Annotated in this window: 11 protein-coding genes; 3 read left to right on the forward strand and 8 right to left on the reverse strand. The window is 65.3% G+C overall.

The annotated features are described in order from the left end of the window. The first annotated feature begins 57 nt into the window (after window positions 1-57). The gene (locus tag D0C15_RS15340) at window positions 58-3,777 is read left to right on the forward strand and encodes an ABC transporter ATP-binding protein (RefSeq protein ID WP_245975840.1); all 3,720 of its coding nucleotides are present in this window, start codon (window positions 58-60) and stop codon (window positions 3,775-3,777) included. A 44-nt stretch (window positions 3,778-3,821) separates the two neighbouring features. Here D0C15_RS15340 and D0C15_RS15345 read toward each other — a convergent pair whose 3' ends face one another. Genes D0C15_RS15345 through D0C15_RS15380 form a run of 4 tightly spaced genes read right to left on the reverse strand, consistent with a single transcriptional unit; the run spans window position 3,822 to window position 9,759 of the window. Then, window positions 3,822-4,238 carry a hypothetical protein gene (locus D0C15_RS15345; protein WP_116045710.1) on the reverse strand — a complete coding sequence of 139 codons (417 nt, stop codon included), beginning with the start codon at window positions 4,236-4,238 and terminating at the stop codon, window positions 3,822-3,824. Then, window positions 4,235-8,818: a DUF6531 domain-containing protein gene (locus D0C15_RS34130; protein WP_162830089.1), complete on the reverse strand. Its 4,584-nt coding sequence runs from the start codon at window positions 8,816-8,818 to the stop codon at window positions 4,235-4,237. Before D0C15_RS34130 ends, D0C15_RS15345 begins: the two co-directional genes overlap by 4 nt. Beyond that, window positions 8,818-9,141 carry a type VII secretion target gene (locus tag D0C15_RS15375; RefSeq protein ID WP_116045712.1) on the reverse strand — a complete coding sequence of 108 codons (324 nt, stop codon included), beginning with the start codon at window positions 9,139-9,141 and terminating at the stop codon, window positions 8,818-8,820. Before D0C15_RS15375 ends, D0C15_RS34130 begins: the two co-directional genes overlap by 1 nt. A gap of 42 nt (window positions 9,142-9,183) precedes the next feature. Continuing rightward, the gene (locus D0C15_RS15380; protein ID WP_116045714.1) at window positions 9,184-9,759 is read right to left on the reverse strand and encodes a YbaB/EbfC family nucleoid-associated protein; all 576 of its coding nucleotides are present in this window, start codon (window positions 9,757-9,759) and stop codon (window positions 9,184-9,186) included. A 329-nt stretch (window positions 9,760-10,088) separates the two neighbouring features. Between D0C15_RS15380 and D0C15_RS15385 the strand changes: the two genes are divergently transcribed. Next, window positions 10,089-13,796 carry a multifunctional oxoglutarate decarboxylase/oxoglutarate dehydrogenase thiamine pyrophosphate-binding subunit/dihydrolipoyllysine-residue succinyltransferase subunit gene (locus D0C15_RS15385; protein WP_116045716.1) on the forward strand — a complete coding sequence of 1,236 codons (3,708 nt, stop codon included), beginning with the start codon at window positions 10,089-10,091 and terminating at the stop codon, window positions 13,794-13,796. 350 nt (window positions 13,797-14,146) lie between these two features. Then, window positions 14,147-14,443 carry a hypothetical protein gene (locus tag D0C15_RS15390; RefSeq protein WP_116045719.1) on the forward strand — a complete coding sequence of 99 codons (297 nt, stop codon included), beginning with the start codon at window positions 14,147-14,149 and terminating at the stop codon, window positions 14,441-14,443. 399 nt (window positions 14,444-14,842) lie between these two features. On the opposite strand, the gene D0C15_RS15395 is transcribed toward D0C15_RS15390, so the two are convergent. The 4 genes from D0C15_RS15395 to D0C15_RS15410 form a co-directional block, all read right to left on the reverse strand. Then, window positions 14,843-16,354, reverse strand: coding sequence for a S8 family peptidase (locus D0C15_RS15395; protein WP_116045834.1), 1,512 nt, complete (start codon window positions 16,352-16,354; stop codon window positions 14,843-14,845). A 643-nt stretch (window positions 16,355-16,997) separates the two neighbouring features. Then, entirely contained in the window at window positions 16,998-17,876 is an 879-nt protein-coding gene (locus D0C15_RS15400; protein WP_116045721.1) for an ABC transporter substrate-binding protein, read from the reverse strand. A 23-nt stretch (window positions 17,877-17,899) separates the two neighbouring features. Then, on the reverse strand, window positions 17,900-18,604 hold the full coding sequence (locus tag D0C15_RS15405; RefSeq protein WP_116045723.1) for an ABC transporter permease: 705 nt from the start codon (window positions 18,602-18,604) through the stop codon (window positions 17,900-17,902). Continuing rightward, window positions 18,601-19,323, reverse strand: a complete 723-nt coding sequence (locus D0C15_RS15410) for an ABC transporter permease (RefSeq protein ID WP_116045837.1) — start codon at window positions 19,321-19,323, stop codon at window positions 18,601-18,603. The genes D0C15_RS15405 and D0C15_RS15410 overlap by 4 nt, the downstream gene beginning before the upstream one ends. Window positions 19,324-19,346 lie beyond the last annotated feature (23 nt).

Below are 19,346 nucleotides of genomic sequence, written 5' to 3' on the forward strand. Positions count from 1 at the left end.
GACGAGGCTCCCGCCAGCACCACTGATCAGCGGCCCGCGGCCGCGTCCGCCGGATGGATCCGCAGGCTCGCGGCGGCGTGCTGGCGGCATCCCGCGCTGGTGGTGCTGTCGCTGTGCGCGGCGATGCTGGGTGTGGGGATGCAGGCCGGGAGCCCACTGCTGGTAAAGGTCGCGGTGGACGACGCCGTCGCGGGCCGGACCGGGAACCTCGGCTGGCTCGCGGCCGCGCTGGTCGGGCTCCAGCTACTCACGTTCGGTGGTGCGTTCGCCCGTCGCTACCTGGGCGGCAGGCTGGCGCTCGACGTGCAGCACGATCTGCGGCGCTCGGTGTTCGGCGCGGTATCGCGACTCGACGGTGGCAAGCAGGACTCGATGCGGACCGGCCAGATCGCCTCGCGGGCGATCACCGACCTGCAACTGGTCACCGGGATTCTCATGCAGGTCCCCCTTTCCGTGGGCTCGGTGATCTTCGCGGTCCTGGCCATCGGGGCGATGTTGCTGCTCTCCCCCACGCTGACCCTCATCGCACTGGTGGTGGCACCAGCGGTGGCCATCGTGGTCGCGGTCAGCCGGAAGCGCCTGTTCCCCGCGACCTGGTCGGCCCAGCAACGAGCGGCCGATCTCGCCCAGCACGTCGAGGAGACGGTCACCGGTGTGCGGGTGGTGAAGGGTTTCGGGCAGGAGTCCAGGGAGACCGCACGCCTCTCCGGGACGGCACGCAAGCTGTTCGCCGAACGGCTCCGATCGGCGCGGATGTCGGCGGTGCCGACCGCGACCACCTCCGCTCTGCCCGCAGCGGGACAGGTCGCCGTGCTGGGCGTCGGCGGCCTGCTCGCGCTGAGGGGCGAGATCAGTCTCGGCACGTTCCTCGCCTTCGCCACCTACGTCACGGCGCTGATCGGACCGGCCAGGATGCTGTCCAGCCTCGTGGTGCAGGCGCAGCTCACGAGGGCCGGGGCCGAGCGGGTGTACGAGCTGATCGATGCGCAGCCGGAGGTGCGGGACGGCGCGGACGCCCGCCCGCTGCCGGAGGGGCCGCTGGAGGTGCGTCTCGACGGAGTCCGCTTCGGCTACACCCGGTCCGAACCGGTGCTGGACGGTCTTTCGCTGCACGCCCGTGCGGGTGAGACGCTCGCGCTGGTCGGTACGGCCGGGTCGGGTAAGTCGACGGTCTCGCTGCTGCTGCCGCGGTTCTACGACCCGCACGAAGGCTCGGTGCGGATCGGAGCGGCCGGAACCACCATGGACGTCCGCGACGTCCGGCTGGCCGATCTGCGCAGCAGTATCGGGGTGGTGTTCGAGGAGGCGTTCCTCTTCTCGACCTCGGTCCGCGACAACATCGCCTATGGCCGTCCGGACGCGAGCGACGAGGAGGTCGTCGCCGCGGCGAGGGCGGCGGAGGCACACGAGTTCATCGAGGAACTTCCCGAGGGCTACGACACGCTGGTCGGCGAGCGTGGCCTGACGCTGTCCGGCGGGCAGCGGCAGCGCCTCGGCCTGGCCAGGGCGCTGATCACCGATCCGAGGGTGCTCGTTCTGGACGACGCGACCTCAGCGGTGGACACGGTGACCGAGGCGGCCATCCACAACACGTTGCGCGAGATCACCTCGACCCGCACGACATTGCTGATCGCGCACCGGCGGTCCACTCTGGCGCTGGCCGACCGGATCGCGGTGATCGATGCGGGCCGGCTGGTCGACGTCGGCACGGCCACGGAACTGGAAGGTCGCTGCGCGCTGTTCCGGGAGCTGATCTCGGGGCCCGGCGACGGGCTGGACCAGAAGTGCCCCATCGGCCCCATCGAGCTCGACGAATCCGGCGTCACACCACGATTGTGGCCGGAGCACGCGGAACACGATCTGCCTGCTCCGAGCGATCCGGGCCGGTCCAGCGCGGCAGCGCCGCCCGCTCCGGGCACGGCCAGGCCGGCAGCAGCTGCCGGGCGCGCGGCCAACACTCCGCCCACCGAGGAGTTGCTGGAGGGTGTGCGGCGGCTGCCACCTGCCGTCGACGCGCCCCGGCTCGACGGAATCGACGCCACCGCCCCGGATCCGGCGTTCAGCCTGCGCAGGCTGTTGCGGCCGGTCCGCTGGCTGCTCGCCGCGGTGGTGGGGCTGGTCGGGCTGAACGCGCTGGCGACGCTCAGCGTGCCCGCGCTGTACCGGTACGGAGTGGACGAGGGCGTCGCGGTCGGGGTCGAGTCCGCGGTGCTGCTGGCCGCCGCCGTCGGCGCCGTCGTGATCGCGGTGGACTGGTTCGTCATCGCGGCACAGACACGCGTCACCGCTCGGGCTGGTGAGTCGGTGCTGTACCTGCTCCGGGTGCGCAGCTATGCGCACCTGCAACGCCTCGGGCTCGACTACTACGAACGTGAACTGGCCGGCAAGATCATGACCCGGATGACGACGGACGTGGACGCGTTGTCCACGTTCCTGCAGACCGGGCTGGCCACAGCCGTGGTCAGCGTGCTGACGCTCGTGGGAATCGGCGGCGCGCTACTGATCACCGATGCGTCGCTGGCGTTGTACGCACTGGCGGTACTGCCCATTCTGGTCGTGGCAACGGTTGTGTTCCGGCGCCTCGCGTCGGCGGCCTACACGGAGGCCCGCGAGCGGGTCAGTGTGGTCAACGCGGACATGCAGGAGAACATCAACGGGTTGCGAGTCGCGCAGGCCTACACGCGGGAGGAGCGGTCGGCGGAGACCTTCGCGTCCCGCAGCGACGCGTACCGGCGTTCGCGGCTTCGGGCACAGCGCTACATCGCGACGTACTTCCCGTTCGTGGCGCTGCTCTCCGGGGTAGCGGAAGCGGTGGTTCTGGTGGCCGGGGCACATCGCGTGGCGCGTGGTGAACTCTCCCCCGGGGTGCTGCTCGCGTTCCTGCTGTACCTGGGCATGTTCTTCTCGCCGATCCAGCAACTGTCGACGGTGTTCGACGGCTACCAGCAGGCGAAGGTCGGACTGCGCCGGATCGGAGATCTGCTACGCACGCCGACCTCCGTGCCCGCTGCGGAGAATCCGGTGGAGATGCCGGAGCGGTTGCGCGGCGAGGTGAGTTTCGAGCAGGTCGATTTCGCCTACTCGGGAAGTGAGCGACTTGCGCTGCACGACCTGACCCTGCACGTCCCCGAAGGCACGACGGTCGCCCTGGTGGGCGAGACCGGGGCCGGTAAGTCCACTGTGGTCAAACTGGCGGCCAGGTTCTACGACGCGACGCGCGGGGTGGTCCGGATCGACGGGGTCGACGTACGTGACTACGACCTCACGGAGTTGCGGGGCAGGCTGGGCGTGGTGCCCCAGGAAGCCCACCTGTTCTCCGGAACCGTCGCGGACAACATCCGCTACGGCAGGCCGTCGGCGACGGACGCGGAAGTGGAGGCGGCGGCCAGAGCGGTAGGCGTACTCGACGGAATCGCCGCGCTGCCCGCGGGCTTCCGGCAGGAGGTCGGCGAACGCGGCCGGGCGCTGTCAGCAGGACAACGGCAGCTGGTCGCGCTGGCCAGGGCGGAACTCGTGGACCCGGACGTGCTGTTGCTGGACGAGGCGACGGCGGCGCTGGACCCGTCGACGGAGTCGGCGGTACTGCGCGCCACCGAACGCCTCACCCATCGCAGGACGACGTTCGTGGTGGCACACCGCCTCGCCACCGCCGCCCGCGCGGACCGGATTGTGGTGCTTGACCACGGCCGGATCATCGAACAGGGCACACACGACGAACTGCTCGCGGCAGGCGGGCATTACGCGAGGCTGTGGTCGCTGGGTGACGGGATGGAGTGAGACAACGATCTGGTGCCCCGTCAAGAAAGGTTTCCCGACGGGCACTAGGCACCCGAGGTCACGGGGGCGACATGCCAGCCTGCGTCGAATCTGAGTTCGACCCTGTCTTCGACTCCGAACGCGGTCGCCACCGCCAAAGCTCCGGCAGCACGAACTGCCGTTTCCTCGATATCCGTGAGGTTGAGCTGGGAATGAACGATGGCGATTCTGTAATCACTTACGTCAACGCCCAGGTTGCGGACGATATCCCGCCCCTGTTTCACCCCCGCTACCGCCGCATCGACGAATTCGGAATCCATGGTCGGCTGGATCGACGTCCGGTCGTCGTTCGGTACTGACCAGACGACTACATCTTCTTCGGAAGCGGCGCGACTCACCTCGACTTTGACCGCACCAAAGTAACCAATACCGTTTTTCTGACGCTGCAGCTTGAACTCTCCGACCAAAGACTCGCCCGTCACGACAGCCTCCAACTCTGAAACAGATTATAGACACCGCTGCTGAAGTAACTCTCCGCGCCGAACCTTCCTGTCATTCTTCGAATATGGTCGTAATCGTGATTTCCACCCGCATTCCACAGTTCGGTTGCCGCGTCGTCGTCCATTGTCGTCATATCCGCCGATCTCAGACTGTCGAAGTCGTCACCAGAGATCCTGTGTTGTACGATCTCCAGGTCCGTAGGAGCACCCTCTCGACTGCGAATCATATCCAGGTATCGCTCCGCTTGCTCACGACTCTCCCAAGCGTAGAGACCTTCGCCCATCTCCGATCGAGGCCTGTTGTTGCCATCGATACCCGATGGCCACGGTTCACCACCATTGTTGATGAGACGGTCGGCGTCAGCACGGTTCTGCACACTGTAGAAGTTTCGACACGGAGAAAGACCGGATGGGTCAGTCGAGGCGGTGGGATTCGGCACATACGACTGGGGGTTCATCGTCGGCGCCAACCCCAATGGGTCAGGCGACGCGTAACGGCCGGTTTCGGCGTCGTAGTAGCGGTAGTAGTTGTAGTTCAGCTGAGATTCGAAATCGAAGTACTGCCCCGGAAAACGCAGGGGAGTACTCGCGGACTGCCTCGATTGGTCGAGTAAATGCCCCCAGATGGTCGCGTTACGTTTCCAGGTAACTTTCCCGGCAGGGTCAACGAGCTCCGTAGGGGTGCCGATTATGTCGGTAACTATCGAAAAGAACTCTCGATCGACCCAGTCCTGACCAGTGTCACCGGAACGCGCTCGTTCGACCTGACAGACTGGCCGGAAGCTTCCAGGTTCCCAGTTCCAGGTGGTCGCGTGCCCCGAGGAATGCCTCTGTTCCGCAAGAACCATACCGTCCCAGGAGAAATCCACCCGCTCCACGACAGCGCCAGTGACGCCTTCAGTACGAAGCTTGGCGATCCGTCTCCCGAGTGGATCGTAAAGATACCTCCAGCGAGTTCCGTCAGGAGTAACGAGTGCGACCAACCGGTCGTCAGCATCCCAGCTGTAGTGCCAGTTGTCCGGCTTGGCTGACAGCCGCTTTTTTTGCCGATGCACGACTCGACCTTGTGCATCATAACGATATCGGACATTGCCCGCCCGAGTGATGAGCGAGCCGGAGTAGTCTCGAGTTCCTTGTGCCTCCTGCCGACCACCTGGCCAGCTCGCCGCGGTGACATTGCCCGCGGTGTCATAGGCGTAGCTCTCGGTCCACCCCGAACCATGAGCAGCGGTAATCCGGGCGACAGAGTCCATTTCGTAGGAGATCGAACCACCGAGCTGATCGTCGACTCCGGCCAGATGACCATCAGCCAGATAGCGGTAGTCGCGCTTCTGGATCAGTTGTGCGTGCGTTCCCTCTATTGGCCCCGGCTGTCGGCGAGCTACCGTGGACACCGTTTGTGTTGACAGCCGGTGATTGATATCCCAGGCTTGCGCGATTATCGTACCCGTATCGAGCAGTCGTTCGGTTTCGTGACCCACGGAGTTATAGCCGAATGTCATCACTCGCCCTGCGGTGGCGAGTTCGACAGGCCTTCCCCCTGTTTGATACCGCCAACTCGTCTCCGAGCCACTCGGCGTACGACGGCGCGTACGACGACCTATCAGGTCGTACTCCGACGTGACGTTCTTTCCGTCAACTCCTTCGGAGAGCACACGGCCCAGCCTGTCCCTGGTGAGCACCAACTCACCGTTCGCATTCTTTGCGGCGACCAGTCGGCCCGCTGGATCGAACTCGAACAGTTCGACCACATCACCGTGACTACGCTTGACGATGTTGCCAAGTTCGTCACGTACGAAACGCACCTCCTGTCCGGCGCCGTTGACACGCCCGACCAGCGCACCACTCGGGTCATGCTCGTACTCGAGCCTTCGACCGTTGAAGTCTGTTTCCGAAACGAGGTTTCCGGCAGAGTTGTACGAGTACCGCCAGGCAAGGCCCTGCGAGTTTGTCACGGAGGTGAGACGCAAAAGGCTGTCGTACTCGAATTTTAGCCTACTGCCGTCCGGGTGCAACTCCTCGGCAGGAAGATCGAAATGCGTTGTTCGAACCGTAGTGATACGACCGAGCGGATCACAATGTTCTACCGCGTTCCCCTCGCCGTCATATCGCCATTTTTCCACCGCGCCGTCCGGCGCCGTCCTGGACAGGATTTTACCTTCGACCGTCCAGTTCAGGTGCACTGTCGCACCTGTCGAGTCGATCACCTGCGAGATTCTGCCGAACTGATCTCTTCGATATCGGGTGACATTCCCGTGCACGTCGATTTCAGCGATCGGCAAACCAGCGGCATTTGTTTCCGTGCGATGAACCCGTCCCAACGGGTCCGTCACGGAAACCAGTTGGCCCACTTGATTGTATGTACACAGCGTCCTGGAGCCCGCCGGGTCAATGATCGTCGTCACTCGACCCGCGCTGTCGTAGCTTCTTTTCCATACAGCACCATCGGGGTCAATGGTGACGATCGGCCGGCCCAATTCGTTGAACTCGGCGCGTGCCTGGCTCCCGTCCGGGCGCGTCAGCACCACCAGGTTCCCCTGGTCGTCGTACTCGTAACGAGTGATATGACCCAACGCGTCCGTGCGGCTGAGTAGTCGATCATCCGCATCCCAGGCGAAGCCGGTCGTATGGCCAAGCGGGTTGGTTTCGGCTACCACATTGTTCCGGCTGTCGAACTCGTAGACAGTGGTGTTGCCGAGCGCATCGGTGAAACGTGTGATGCGGCTGTCCGCGTCATAGGCAAAAGTACCGTTCAGGAAACCACCGGACCCCTGATTGGCGACGCACCGGCCATCGCTGCCGTAGAAGTAGCGATACCACTCGCCGTTACGGTCGGTCCACTGCGCGATTCGCCCGCTGTGGTCGTAGTCGAACTTCAACGCCCGGTTCGACGAATTGACTACCTCCGCAAGAAGGCCAGTATCGGTGTAGCCGAACCGAATCAGGCTGATATCCGCCCCATCGGAACCACGAAGCCACAACTCGGTGATCTTCTGGTCGTTACTGCCGACCACTATGTGATAGCCGCCAGAATGCCGCACTTCCGTGACTACTTGGTCGTCGTCCCTGCCGAAATCGATTCGATTGCCACTGCGGTCGGTAACGGCCGTCATCGGCATTGTGCTGGCGGACGCGTCCTCGAAGTGCAATGTCCTGCCGGTCTGGCACTGGTGGACCGCGTACCCGGTTTCGGTCCGGTACAGCGGCCACCGGGGACCGACCTCCGGCAGCACCTCCCGATTGGTATGCGGGCGGGGATACACCAGAAGCATGCCGTCCTCAGCCACGTAGACAACGCCTTGGTCGTCGAACTCCAGCCGCTGATCCAACGTGGAGGCCCATGAAGGACCGAAGGAGCGACCTGCTCGGTATGACGAGACGTGTGTGCGCTTGAGGATCAGCGGGAGAACGCCGGCAAGTTCCACGTCGGTCTGCCCGAGTACGACTTCGCCGGTTGTCACGTCAACCGGATCGTTGCACGTGGTGCGCGAGGTCTCCGGCGTCTTGGTGTCGTTGGGGTCGCTAGGCCGATTGGAGCCATCCGGCTTGTTGCCGTTCGGAGACGTACCGTCGGGCTTTCCGCCGTTCGGCGTCGTCCCCGGCCCGTCCGGGCTGGTGCTCGACGGACTCGTCGTGTCCGGCGACTTCGGGGTGGTGCTCGGTGCGTCCGGGGTCGTGGTCCCGCTCGGTGTGGTCGTCGCCGACGAAGGCGTGGTGGTGTCCGGCGACTTCACCGTCGGGGCGTCGATGCCTGGTGTGTTCGGCGTGGACGACGGAGTGGTACCCCCGCCAGGGGAGAACTTGCGGGCCAGCTTCGCCAGCGCCTGGATGATCTCGTCCAGCTTGTCGATCACCCTGCGGATCAACGGCGAGACGTTGCTGATCGTCTTGACCAGATTCCGGATCAGGTCCGCGATCTTGTTGATCGCCTTGGAGATCGCCGCCGTGGCCTGCACCGCGATGAGCGGCGTCGCGAAGCCGAGTGTGCCGGCGGCTTCGAGCGCCCAGGTGATGAGCTTGCCGACCAGTTCGCCGACGAGGTCGCGGACGATCTCGCGCACCGCGGCGACGACCTCGCCCATGATCATCACGCCGACCGAGATGCCCTCCGACAACGTCGCCGCACCGGCGATCGCGTCGGCCTGCTCGGCCGAGGCCTGCCGGTAGGCGTCCGCGGCCTCGCCCGACCAGCCGGCTGTCCCGGTGTTGACCTCGTTGCCGAGGTCGCCCGCCACCGCGGAGACTTCGGCCGCGACGTTCGCCCAGGTCTCGGAGAACGACTGGATCACCGGCGGGTCGCCCGCCAGCCAGTCCAGCGCCTCCTTCAACGGTTGCACGTGCTCGATCAGCCAGGACACTCCGTACGACGCGAGCGTCCCGATCGGGTCCACGACCATCGACAGGACCTCGAGGCCCACACCGACGGCGCCGAGACCGACCGCCACCCAGGAGCCGTCCGAGATGCCCGACGCGAGATCGACGGCGGACTCCGCGATCCCGATGCCCGTGTATCCGGTTGTGGTCGACTGAGCCTGCGCGACAAGCGGGTTCCCCTCCGGCATCAGAGCGCCCCGCCCGTCTTCTTGATCACCGCTGCGGTGTCGTCCTCATGCGCGCTGTACGTAGCGGAGGCATCCCGGACCTTGCCCGCCGTCGCGCTGACCGACTCGGCTGCGGTTTGCAGCGCCCGCACGCCCATCTGTTCGAACGGCTCGAGGAGCATCGCGAACGGCTGGCAGATCACGCCGTACGCACTGTTGTCCATCGCCACCTGCTGCGCGGCGGAGACCGCCGTGTCCATCCGATCCGCGAAGCCGTCGACCTTGCCTGCGTGGGTTTCCAACTCCTCGTGCAGTACCTCGAAACCCTGCCCACCGCTACCCATCGCGAAAACCTCTCCCCAGAAACACCGAAACCGGTTGGCTGATCAATCCCGTCGCAGGAACGACTGGTCGCCGAAGTCCTCGCCGTCGTCGTCATCCGACGGCCCTCGCCTGCGGCTCGCGGGCGGAGCGGACGGCGGCTTGGGAGCGGCCGGCGGCCCGGGACGGCGCGGGGGCGCAGGCGGCTCCTCGTCGGGCTCGGTCTCGACCCGCAACTGTCGCCCGGGCGCCTCCCTGACCTGTGGCTCGTCCTCCTCGGGGGCATCGGGGAACTGCTCGACAGCCGTCGCGACGATATGCCGGGTCGTGTCGTCCTCCCCGACGGTGGCCGTCGTGATCTCCTGCAACCGCTCGGGATACTTCGACTGCGCCTTCTGCATGGCACGCAGCACATTGGCGGCGATCTCGTCGGGGCTCATGTTCTTCACCCCATCGGTCATCCGCACGTCCGTCGGCATCCCGTTGTGGCCGACCGTGACGGCCACGGCCCCCGAGGCCACCGACTCGGTGATCGAGATCTGTTCGACCTGCTGCTGCATCTGCTGGTAACGCTGCGCCTTCTCAGCAGCATTGCGCTCCCAGTCGTTGACCATGCGCTCGACGTCCGTCAGATCGGCCACCGTGAAATCCCCTCTCGCCCTGTCTCCGCGAGAAGGAGACGACCAGAACATGCTGCCGGTTCCCCGCGGCCCGCGACAGATCCACGCCGGTGACGCAGCGCAACCCCCCGTCACGAACTGGACCGATTCAGTGACAAATCGCAAACGATTCGTCAGTGAGGTTGACGGAGTTCGCTCACATGTCGCTACGCAAGGGGGTTAGCCTGGTAGGCGCGTAACCGGACACAGCCGCCGAAACGTGGTGTTGGTCTCAAGGATGCGTCCGATCGCGCACTGGCAGCAAGAACACAGACAACCAGATCGAGTATGGATAGAGGCGAGTCCCTGCCGTGTCCAGCAGCAGCCCTGCGTCACAGTTCGGCCCCAACGAATGGCTCGTCGAGGAGATGTACGACCAGTTCCTCGCCGACCCCTCCTCCGTAGATGCCGCATGGCATGACTTCTTCGCCGACTTCAAGCCGACGCAGGCCGCGCCGTCGTCCCCGGGTGGTGGGGACAAGTCCGACAGCCCAGCACGCAACGGGCAGGCCCCCGCGAAGTCGAGCACCCCTCCCGCGGCACCGGCGAAAGACAAGCCCGCCACGAAGGCCGCGGCACCCAAGCCAGAGCCGAAGGCGGCCACACCTGCGCCCAAGCCGGCCGCGAAGGCCACTCAGGACGGCAAGGCCGATACGGCCAAGCCCGCCGAGCCGGAGCGCAAGACCCTGCGCGGTGCCGCCGCGGCCATCGCGAAGAACATGGACGCATCCCTGACGGTTCCGACCGCCACCAGTGTGCGTGCCGTTCCGGCCAAGCTCATGGCCGACAACCGAATCGTGATCAACAACCACCTCAAGCGCACCCGTGGCGGGAAGATCTCCTTCACCCACCTCATCGGGTACGCCATGGTTCGGGCGCTGCAGGAGTTCCCGAACATGAACCGGCACTACGAACTGATCGACGGCAAGCCGCATTCAGTCACCCCGGAGCACGTCAACCTCGGTCTGGCGATCGACATGAAGGGCAAGGAGGGTGCCCGCACCCTCGTCGTCGCCTCGATCAAGAACACCGAGAAGATGACGTTCCTGCAGTTCTGGCAGGCCTACGAGGAGATCGTCAAGAAGGCGCGCAACAACAAGCTCACCGCCGACGATTTCGCCGGAACCACCATCTCGCTGACCAACCCCGGCGGCATCGGCACCAACCACTCGGTGCCTCGCCTGCAGGTCAACCAGGGCGCGATCATCGGCGTCGGCGCCATGGAGTACCCGGCGCACTTCCAGGGCACCAGCGAGAAGGCCCTCACCGAGATGGGCGTCAGCAAGATCATGACGCTCACCTCGACGTACGACCACCGGATCATCCAGGGCGCCGAGTCCGGCGAGTTCCTCAAACGGATCCACCAGTTGCTGCTCGGCGAGGACGGCTTCTACGACGACGTCTTCACCTCGCTGCGCCTGCCCTACGAGCCGGTGCGCTGGGTCGAGGACATCCCCGAGGGCGCGGTCGACAAGACCGCGCGGGTGATCGAGCTGATCGACGCCTACCGCATGCGCGGGCACCTGATGGCCGACACCGACCCGCTGAACTACCGGCAGCGCAGGCACGAGGACCTCGACGTCCTCTCGCACGGCCTGACGCTGTGGGACCTCGACCGCGAGTTCGCGGTCGGCGGCTTCGCCGGTCAGGAGCGGATGAAGCTGCGCGACATCCTCGGCGTGCTGCGCAACTCCTACTGCCGCACCGTGGGCATCGAGTACACCCACATCCTCGACCCGGACGAGCGTCGCTGGATCCAGGACCGGGTGGAGATCCCGCACGAGAAGCCCGAGACCTCGGTGCAGAAGTACGTGCTGTCCAAGCTCAACGCCTCGGAGGCTTTCGAGACGTTCCTGCAGACCAAGTACGTCGGCCAGAAGCGGTTCTCGCTCGAGGGCGGGGAGACCGTGATCCCGCTGCTGGACACGGTGCTGGACAAGGCCGCCGAGCACGAGCTCGACGAGGTCGTCATCGGCATGCCGCACCGCGGCAGGTTGAACGTGCTGGCCAACATCGTCGGCAAGCCGATCTCGCAGATCTTCCAGGAGTTCGAGGGCAACCTCGACCCGGGCCAGGCGCACGGTTCCGGCGACGTGAAGTACCACCTCGGGGCAGAGGGCAAGTACTTCCGGATGTTCGGCGACGGCGAGACAAAGGTGTCGCTGACCGCGAACCCGTCGCACCTGGAGACGGTGGACCCGGTACTCGAGGGCATCGTCAGGGCCAAGCAGGACCTGCTGGACAAGGGCGGCAGCGCGGGCCTCGGCTACACCGTGCTCCCCGTGCTGCTGCACGGGGACGCGGCGTTCGCCGGTCAGGGCGTGGTGGCGGAGACGCTGAACCTCGCACTGCTGCGCGGCTACCGCACCGGCGGCACGGTGCACGTGATCATCAACAACCAGGTCGGCTTCACCACCGCCCCGGAGAACGCCCGCTCGACGCAGTACGCGACCGACGTGGCGAAGATGATCGGCGCGCCGGTGTTCCACGTGAACGGGGACGACCCGGAAGCCGCCTACTGGGTGGCGCAACTGGCCGTGGAGTACCGCCAGGCGTTCAACAAAGACTTCGTGATCGACATGATCTGCTACCGGCGCCGCGGTCACAACGAGGGTGATGATCCCTCGATGACGCAGCCTGCGATGTACGACATCATCGACACCAAGCGCAGCGTGCGAAAGACCTACACCGAGTCGCTGATCGGCCGGGGGGACATCTCGGTCGAGGAGGCCGAGGCCGCGCTCCGGGACTTCTCCAGTCAGCTCGAGCACGTGTTCAACGAGGTCCGCGAGCTGGAGAAGCACCCGGTCAAGGCAAGTCCTTCCGTCGAGGAGGAGCAGCAGGTTCCTTCGAAGGTGCCGACCGCGATCTCCCGCGAGGTGGTGGAGCGCATCGGCGATGCGTTCGTCAACGTGCCGGAGGGCTTCACCGCGCACCCGAGGGTCAAGCCGGTCATGGAGCGGCGGCACAAGATGTCCCGCGAGGGCGGCATCGACTGGGCGTTCGGCGAGCTGCTGGCTTTCGGTTCGCTGGCGATCGACGGCAGGCTGGTCCGGCTTTCCGGACAGGACTCCCGGCGCGGCACGTTCACGCAGCGCCACTCGGTGCTGATCGACCGCAAGACCGGCCAGGAGTACTCACCGCTGCAACACCTGGCGGAGCAGCAGGGCCGGGTGATGATCTACGACTCGGCGCTGTCGGAGTACGCGGCCGTGGGCTTCGAGTACGGCTACTCCGTGGCCAACTCCGAGGCGCTCGTCATGTGGGAGGCGCAGTTCGGCGACTTCGTCAACGGCGCGCAGACCGTCATCGACGAGTACATCTCGTCCGGTGAGGCGAAGTGGGGACAGCTTTCCGACGTCGTGCTCCTGTTGCCGCACGGGCACGAGGGCCAGGGGCCGGACCACACGTCGGGCCGGATCGAGCGGTTCCTGCAGCTGTGCGCAGAGGGTTCGATGACGGTGTCGGTGCCCTCCACCCCGGCGAACTACTTCCACCTGCTGCGCAGGCACGCGCTCGACGGGGTGAACCGCCCGCTCGTGGTGTTCACGCCCAAGCGTCTGCTGCGGGACAAGGCCGTGAAGTCGTCGGTGGAGGACTTCACGGACCAGTCGAAGTTCCTCTCGGTAATCGACGACAACGACGTCGACCCGGCCAAGGTGCGCAAGGTGCTGCTGACCTCCGGAAAGATGTACTGGGAGCTGCTCGCCGACCGGACCAAGCGGGAGATCGACGACGTGGCGCTGGTGCGGGTGGAGCAGTACTACCCGCTGCCGAAGAAGAAGCTGATCGCGGCGCTGGAGCGCTACCCGAACTCCAAGGAGACCATGTGGGTGCAGGAGGAGCCGGAGAACCAGGGCGCATGGCCGTTCTTCGGACTCAACCTGCCGCGGAAGCTGCCGGAGGCTTTCAACAGCTTGCAGGTGGCCGCCCGCAGGCCCATGGCGGCACCCTCGGCCGGTTCACCGAAGGTGCACGAGGTAGAGCAGAAGGCGATTATCGAGAAGGCTTTCAGCTGATTAGCTGACCAACTGATCAACTCCGAATGAGACCCCCACCACAACGGTGGGGGTCTCGTTTTTGTCCTGGCTCACACTTTCCCGGGAAAGTGCGTACTTGCGCGATTTCCGAGTTACCTCTCGGTAATCCATTCGGAGCCCTGACGTGGGCAGATTGGTCCAGCGCCCATATCTGTCGACATGATGACAGTCTGGTTTACCAAATTCAAAAGAGAGGTACTAATGGATGGAGAGGCCGGAAGAAATACACCGGCTTCGACAGGAGAAACAGGGCCCGGCCTTCGACCAGCTGGGCAAGCGGGAAGACCAGGCCCTGATCCCTGTGTGATCACAGAGAAAGGAAGTATCTCATGCGCACCATCCGTCGCACCATAGTCGCCTCCGCCCTCGCCCTTCCGCTGAGCCTCGGTGCCGTCGGCATCGCCTCCGCCGACACGGGCAGCGCCATCGACACCGGCGCCACCTCGGACGCCGCGGTTACGTCCTCGGTCAACAGCCACGACGACGGTGAGTTCAACGGCTCGCTGGGCCTCGGCCTCAGCCTGGACGCCCTCCTCTCGGGCAACTTCGAGAGCGACAACGGCGACAACGGCGACAACGACGACCACTACGACAATGACGGACTGCTGGGCGGACTGCTCGGCTGATCCACAACGTCACCTGGGGCCCCGGAGTTCGACTCCGGGGCCCTTTTCGGTGCCACTTGCGAGTGAAGCTTCGTCCATTCGCAATACCGGCGCCCGGTACACCTGGCTAGTCCAGCCGCGTAGACCTTCGGGACTTTTCGAGCTCACCGATGCACACTCGGAGGAGTCGAGCCATCACGTAATGCGAGGAGGCGGCGTCATGCGGGAGCGAGCGTTACGGGCAATCGGCTGGATGAGCACCGCCGCGGGGCTGGTGTTCGCGGGCGTGCCGGTCGCACGCCACAGTCTGCGGCGATGAGCGGTCATCGGCGAGGAGACAAGTGACGAGGACGCCCCGGGCCGACCGAAAGGTCCGCCCGGGGCGCCTCAATTGATCACCGTGTCAGCGACTCGACCCCACTATGGCGTGATGGTCCAGGAGTCGATGTAGCCGGTGTCGTACGTGTACACGTCCTGCACCCGCAGCTTCCAGGTGCCATCGGCCTGCTTGGAGCTGGCGTCCACCGTGTACGTCGTGTCGACGTTGTCCGCCGAGTCGTACGCGTTGCTGTTCTTCAGCCGCGCGGTCGCACCGTCCGGCGCCACCAGGTCGATCACCAGGTCGCCCCGGTAGGTGTGCTTGATGTGCACCTCGACCTTCATCGAGGACGACGCGTACCGGTTGCAGCCGGAGATGCTCACCGAGCTCGTCACCGCCGAGCCGCCGTCCGGAATGGAGACGTTCGAGCCGTTGGTCGTCGCCGCGCAGTCGCCCGGCTCGGGGTCGGGCGGAGTGCTGTCGCCTTCACCGGTGTAGAGCAGCACGTTCGGCGAACCCGAACCAGCGTTGGTCACCTTGTCCTTGGTGCCGTTGTTCACCAGGTGGTCCCGCACCTGCTGCGGCGTGGCAGAGGTGTTGGCCGCCAGGTACAGCGCCGCACCGCCAGCCACGTGCGGCGTGGCCATCGAGGTGCCGCTGATCGTCCTGGTCGCGCTGTTCCCGCCGATCCAGGCCGAGGTGATGTCCGAACCCGGCGCGAAGATGTCCAGGCACGTACCGATGTTGGAGAAGCTGGACCGGGCGTCGGTCCTGGTCGTGGAGCCGACCGTGATCGCCTCCTCGGTCCTGGCAGGCGAGGTGTTGCACGCGTCGGCGCCGTTGTCGTTGCCCGCGGCCAGCGCGTAGGTCACGCCGGAGTTGATCGAACGACGGACAGCGTCGTCGACCGCGGTCGAGGCGCCACCACCAAGGCTCATGTTGGCCACGGAAGGACCGGACGCATTGCTGGTCACCCAGTCGATACCGTCGATCACGCCGGCGTAGCTGCCGGAGCCCTGGCAGTCGAGCACCCGGACGCCGTAGAGGGTCACACCCTTGGCTACACCGTGCTCGGTACCGCCGACCGTGCCGGCCACGTGCGTGCCGTGACCGTTGCAGTCGGTGGCATTGGCATCGTTGTCCACGAAGTCGTAACCGTGCTTGGCGCGACCACCGAAATCGTTGTGGGTGGTCAGAATCCCCGTGTCGATGATGTAGGCATCGACGTTCGAGGCTGTCGTCGCATAGCTGTACTTGCTGTCCAGCGGAAGGTCGCGCTGATCCACCCGGTCCAGCCCCCACGATGGTGGGTTCAACTGGTCCGCGGTGAGGCTCACGACCTGGTTCTGCTCGACGTAGGCCACCTTGGGGTCGGCCGCCGTCCGCTTCGCCTCCTTCGCGCTCATCGAAGCCGCGTAACCACGAAGCGCACTGTTGTAGGTCCGCTCGATCTTGCCGCCGTGTCGATTGGCGACACCGTTCGCGGCGGCGTCCACCGACTGAGTGGTGAATTCGTCCTTCAGCACGACGATGTAGCTACCCTCGATCGCACCGGCCTTGTCGGCGCCCAGAATCGCGCCTTCCTGGGCCTGGGCAGCTCCATTGCCACTCATCACGGCGAGCGCGGCAACAGCCGTAGCGACACCGAGGCCGCCGAGCTGTCTCCGTTTGTTGTTAACAGTTTCCCGCACGGGTTCATTCCTCCTAGGCAGGGGTTGACCCCGCGAACCGATCTGTGGCCGCAGGGTTTCTAGGGGTTGAACGCGTTCTGTCGAACGCAGAGGTGAGAGTAGGTCTGAAATTCCCCCGAAGGAAGATCTTGTTATTCGACCCTGCTAGATGTATACGTGCGAACTTCGTCAACAACCTGAGCGGCCACTCCCTACACCGCGAATTGCGTGGGAAATGGTTTACACCTCGACCGGCCCTAGCCCTGCCGCACATCGGCTGCTACAGCGACCCCGCGTCGCTTTTTCCTTACACAGCAAGGCATTGGCCACGTCCTTTTGGATGAAGCAGACCGCCCCGGCAAGGCTTCGCGGTAACCGGCTGAATGCAGTAAACTGCACACTGCCGCCATTTGCGCCAGTACTTCGGTAGCATCAAGCACATTTCTGGCGCTGAAACCACTCGAACGGCCTGCTACTAAAGTTGGTTCGAAACAACCGACTTTAGTAGGCATTCAGAATCGGTTTAGCGACCCGAATGCCAACGATTGTTAACATGTTGTAACTGTCGGAAATAATCTCACATCGTTTACGTGAGGCCGTTCTCGCGCAGAAACTCCTCGGCGATGTCCAGCGGATTACGCTTCTCCGTGCTGAACTCCACGTTCAGTTCGGTCAGCTTCTCGGTGGTCAGCACCGCGGAGAGATCATTCAGCGCCCGCTCCTCACGCTCGGACAATGTCCCTCGTGCCACCAGCGGCACTATGTTCTGCGCAGGAAACATGTTCTTATCGTCCACCAAGGGGACGAACCCGTTGCTCTCGATGGTGGCCGAGGTGCTGAACAGGTCGGCCACCTGAACCTCTCCCGAACGCAGTGCCTCAACCGTCACCGGTCCCCCGGTGTCGGTGACCCGGATTTCGCGGAACTCGCAGCCGTACAGTTCCTTGATCTTGACCTTCCATCGATCGGCCCACTGGCCAGGCCCACCGAACACCAGATCGTCGCAGTGCGGAGCGAGATCCGAGATCGTGCTGATACCCGTGTCCGCCAGCTCCTGCCTGATGACGAGAACGTCCGTGTCCTGCGCGGGCGCCTGCTCCAGCACCCGGAAGCCGTCCGGGAGGGTCTGTCGCAGTTCGGCGTAGACCTCCTCCGGCGTTGTCGCCTCCGAGTCCGGGTCGAAGTAGCGCAGCAGATTTCCGCTGTAGTCCGGCACGAGCGACAACGATCGGTCCCGCAACGCCTGCACCACGACCTCACGACCGCCCACGGGTGGACGCACCGTGACGTTCTCCGAACCCGCGTTCCGCAACGCTCCCGCGTAGATCTGCGCCAGCAGCAGGCTCTCACCCACGTCCGAGGAGCCGATGACGATCTCGCCTTCCGCCCCGCCCTCGGCTCCGCCCTGCAGCGGGTTCCCACATGCCGACAGGAGCAGGGCCGCCCCGGCCACCACCGCTGCCATCCTGGCGCGGAAAGAACTGCGCATCAGGCGACCTCCTCCCCTGAGACCTGCATTCCGGCTCCCGCGTCCGCGGCCAGCCGGACACCCTTCGGTACCAGGGCGCGTTGCACCCCACCGATCGCGAGGTCGAACACCACGGCCAGCAACGCGGTCAGCAGCGCACCGGCCACCACCTCGCCGTAGTCGAAGACGGCCAGCCCGTCGAGCACGTAGCGACCGAAGCCGCCGAGGCCGACGTACGCCGCGACCGCGGCCGTGGCGACCAGTTGCAGCGCCGCGTTGCGGACACCTCCGAGCATGAGTGGAAGCGCGATGGGCACTTCCACCTTCCACAACCGCTGCCAGCCGGTCATGCCCATTCCCTCGGCCGCGTCGACCACCTCGTGATCGGTGGCCTGCAGCCCGGCGTAGGTGCCCGCGAGAATCGACGGGATACCGAGCACCACGAGGCCGATCATCGTCGCCGTCTCGCTGTCGGAGAACAGCAGGAACAGGAAGGTGACGAGCCCGAGCGTCGGCAGTGCGCGAACCGAGTTCCCGCCACCCACCAGCGTCACGGCGCCGCGACCGGTGTGCCCGACGTAGAGGCCGAGCGGAACCGCGACCGCGGCGGCGATCGCCAGCGCGGACAGGACATACGCGGCGTGTTCCAGCAGCCTGGCCGGAACGCCGTCCACGCCCTGCCAATTGGCCGGATCACCGAACCAGGAGATGGTCTCCGCGATCATGCGGTCTTCACCTCCACCGGAGCACTCGCGTTACCCGCGCTCCGCCACGGGGTGAGGACGTTGCGCAGCAGCACGAGCAGCAGATCGACCACCAGCGCCAGGGCAAGGGTCAGTACGATGCCGACGACGATCGGCGAGAAGTACTCCCGCTGGAAGCCGTCGGTGAACAGCACGCCAAGCCCCCCGGTACCGATCAGCGCACCGACGCTGACCAGGCTGATGTTGCTGACCGAAGCGACCCGTACGCCTGCGGTCAGTACCGGCACCGCCAGTGGCAACTCCACTCCGAGGAAGCGGCGGGCGGGCCGATACCCCAGGGCGGTAGCCGCCGAGATCACGTGTGGCGGCACCGCATCGAGCGCGTCGAGCACGGGCCGCACGAGCAACGCCGCGGTGTAGAGGGTCAATGCCAGCACCACATTGATGCTGTCCAGGATCTTCGAGCCGATGATGCCCGGAATCACCACGAACAACGCGAGCGAGGGGATCGTGTAGAGCAGGTTCGAAGCGACCAGCAGGGCGGGGCGCGTCCTTGGCCACCGTTTCCCGGCCCAGCCCGCGACCACGGCGAGCACGATGCCGAGCACCAGCGGCACGAGTGCCAGGTAAATGTGCTCCAGCAGGTTTCCGAGCAACTGCAGGCGAGTGTTCGCGCTACCGAGATAACGGCCCAGTTCGGCGAAGAACTCAGTGCCTGTCTGGGAACTCGGTTCCGCGATCGAGTCGCCAGGGCTCTGACTCC

Origin of the sequence: Amycolatopsis palatopharyngis (assembly GCF_003385185.1) — a bacterium.
Taxonomy (GTDB): Bacteria; Actinomycetota; Actinomycetes; order Mycobacteriales; family Pseudonocardiaceae; genus Amycolatopsis; species Amycolatopsis palatopharyngis.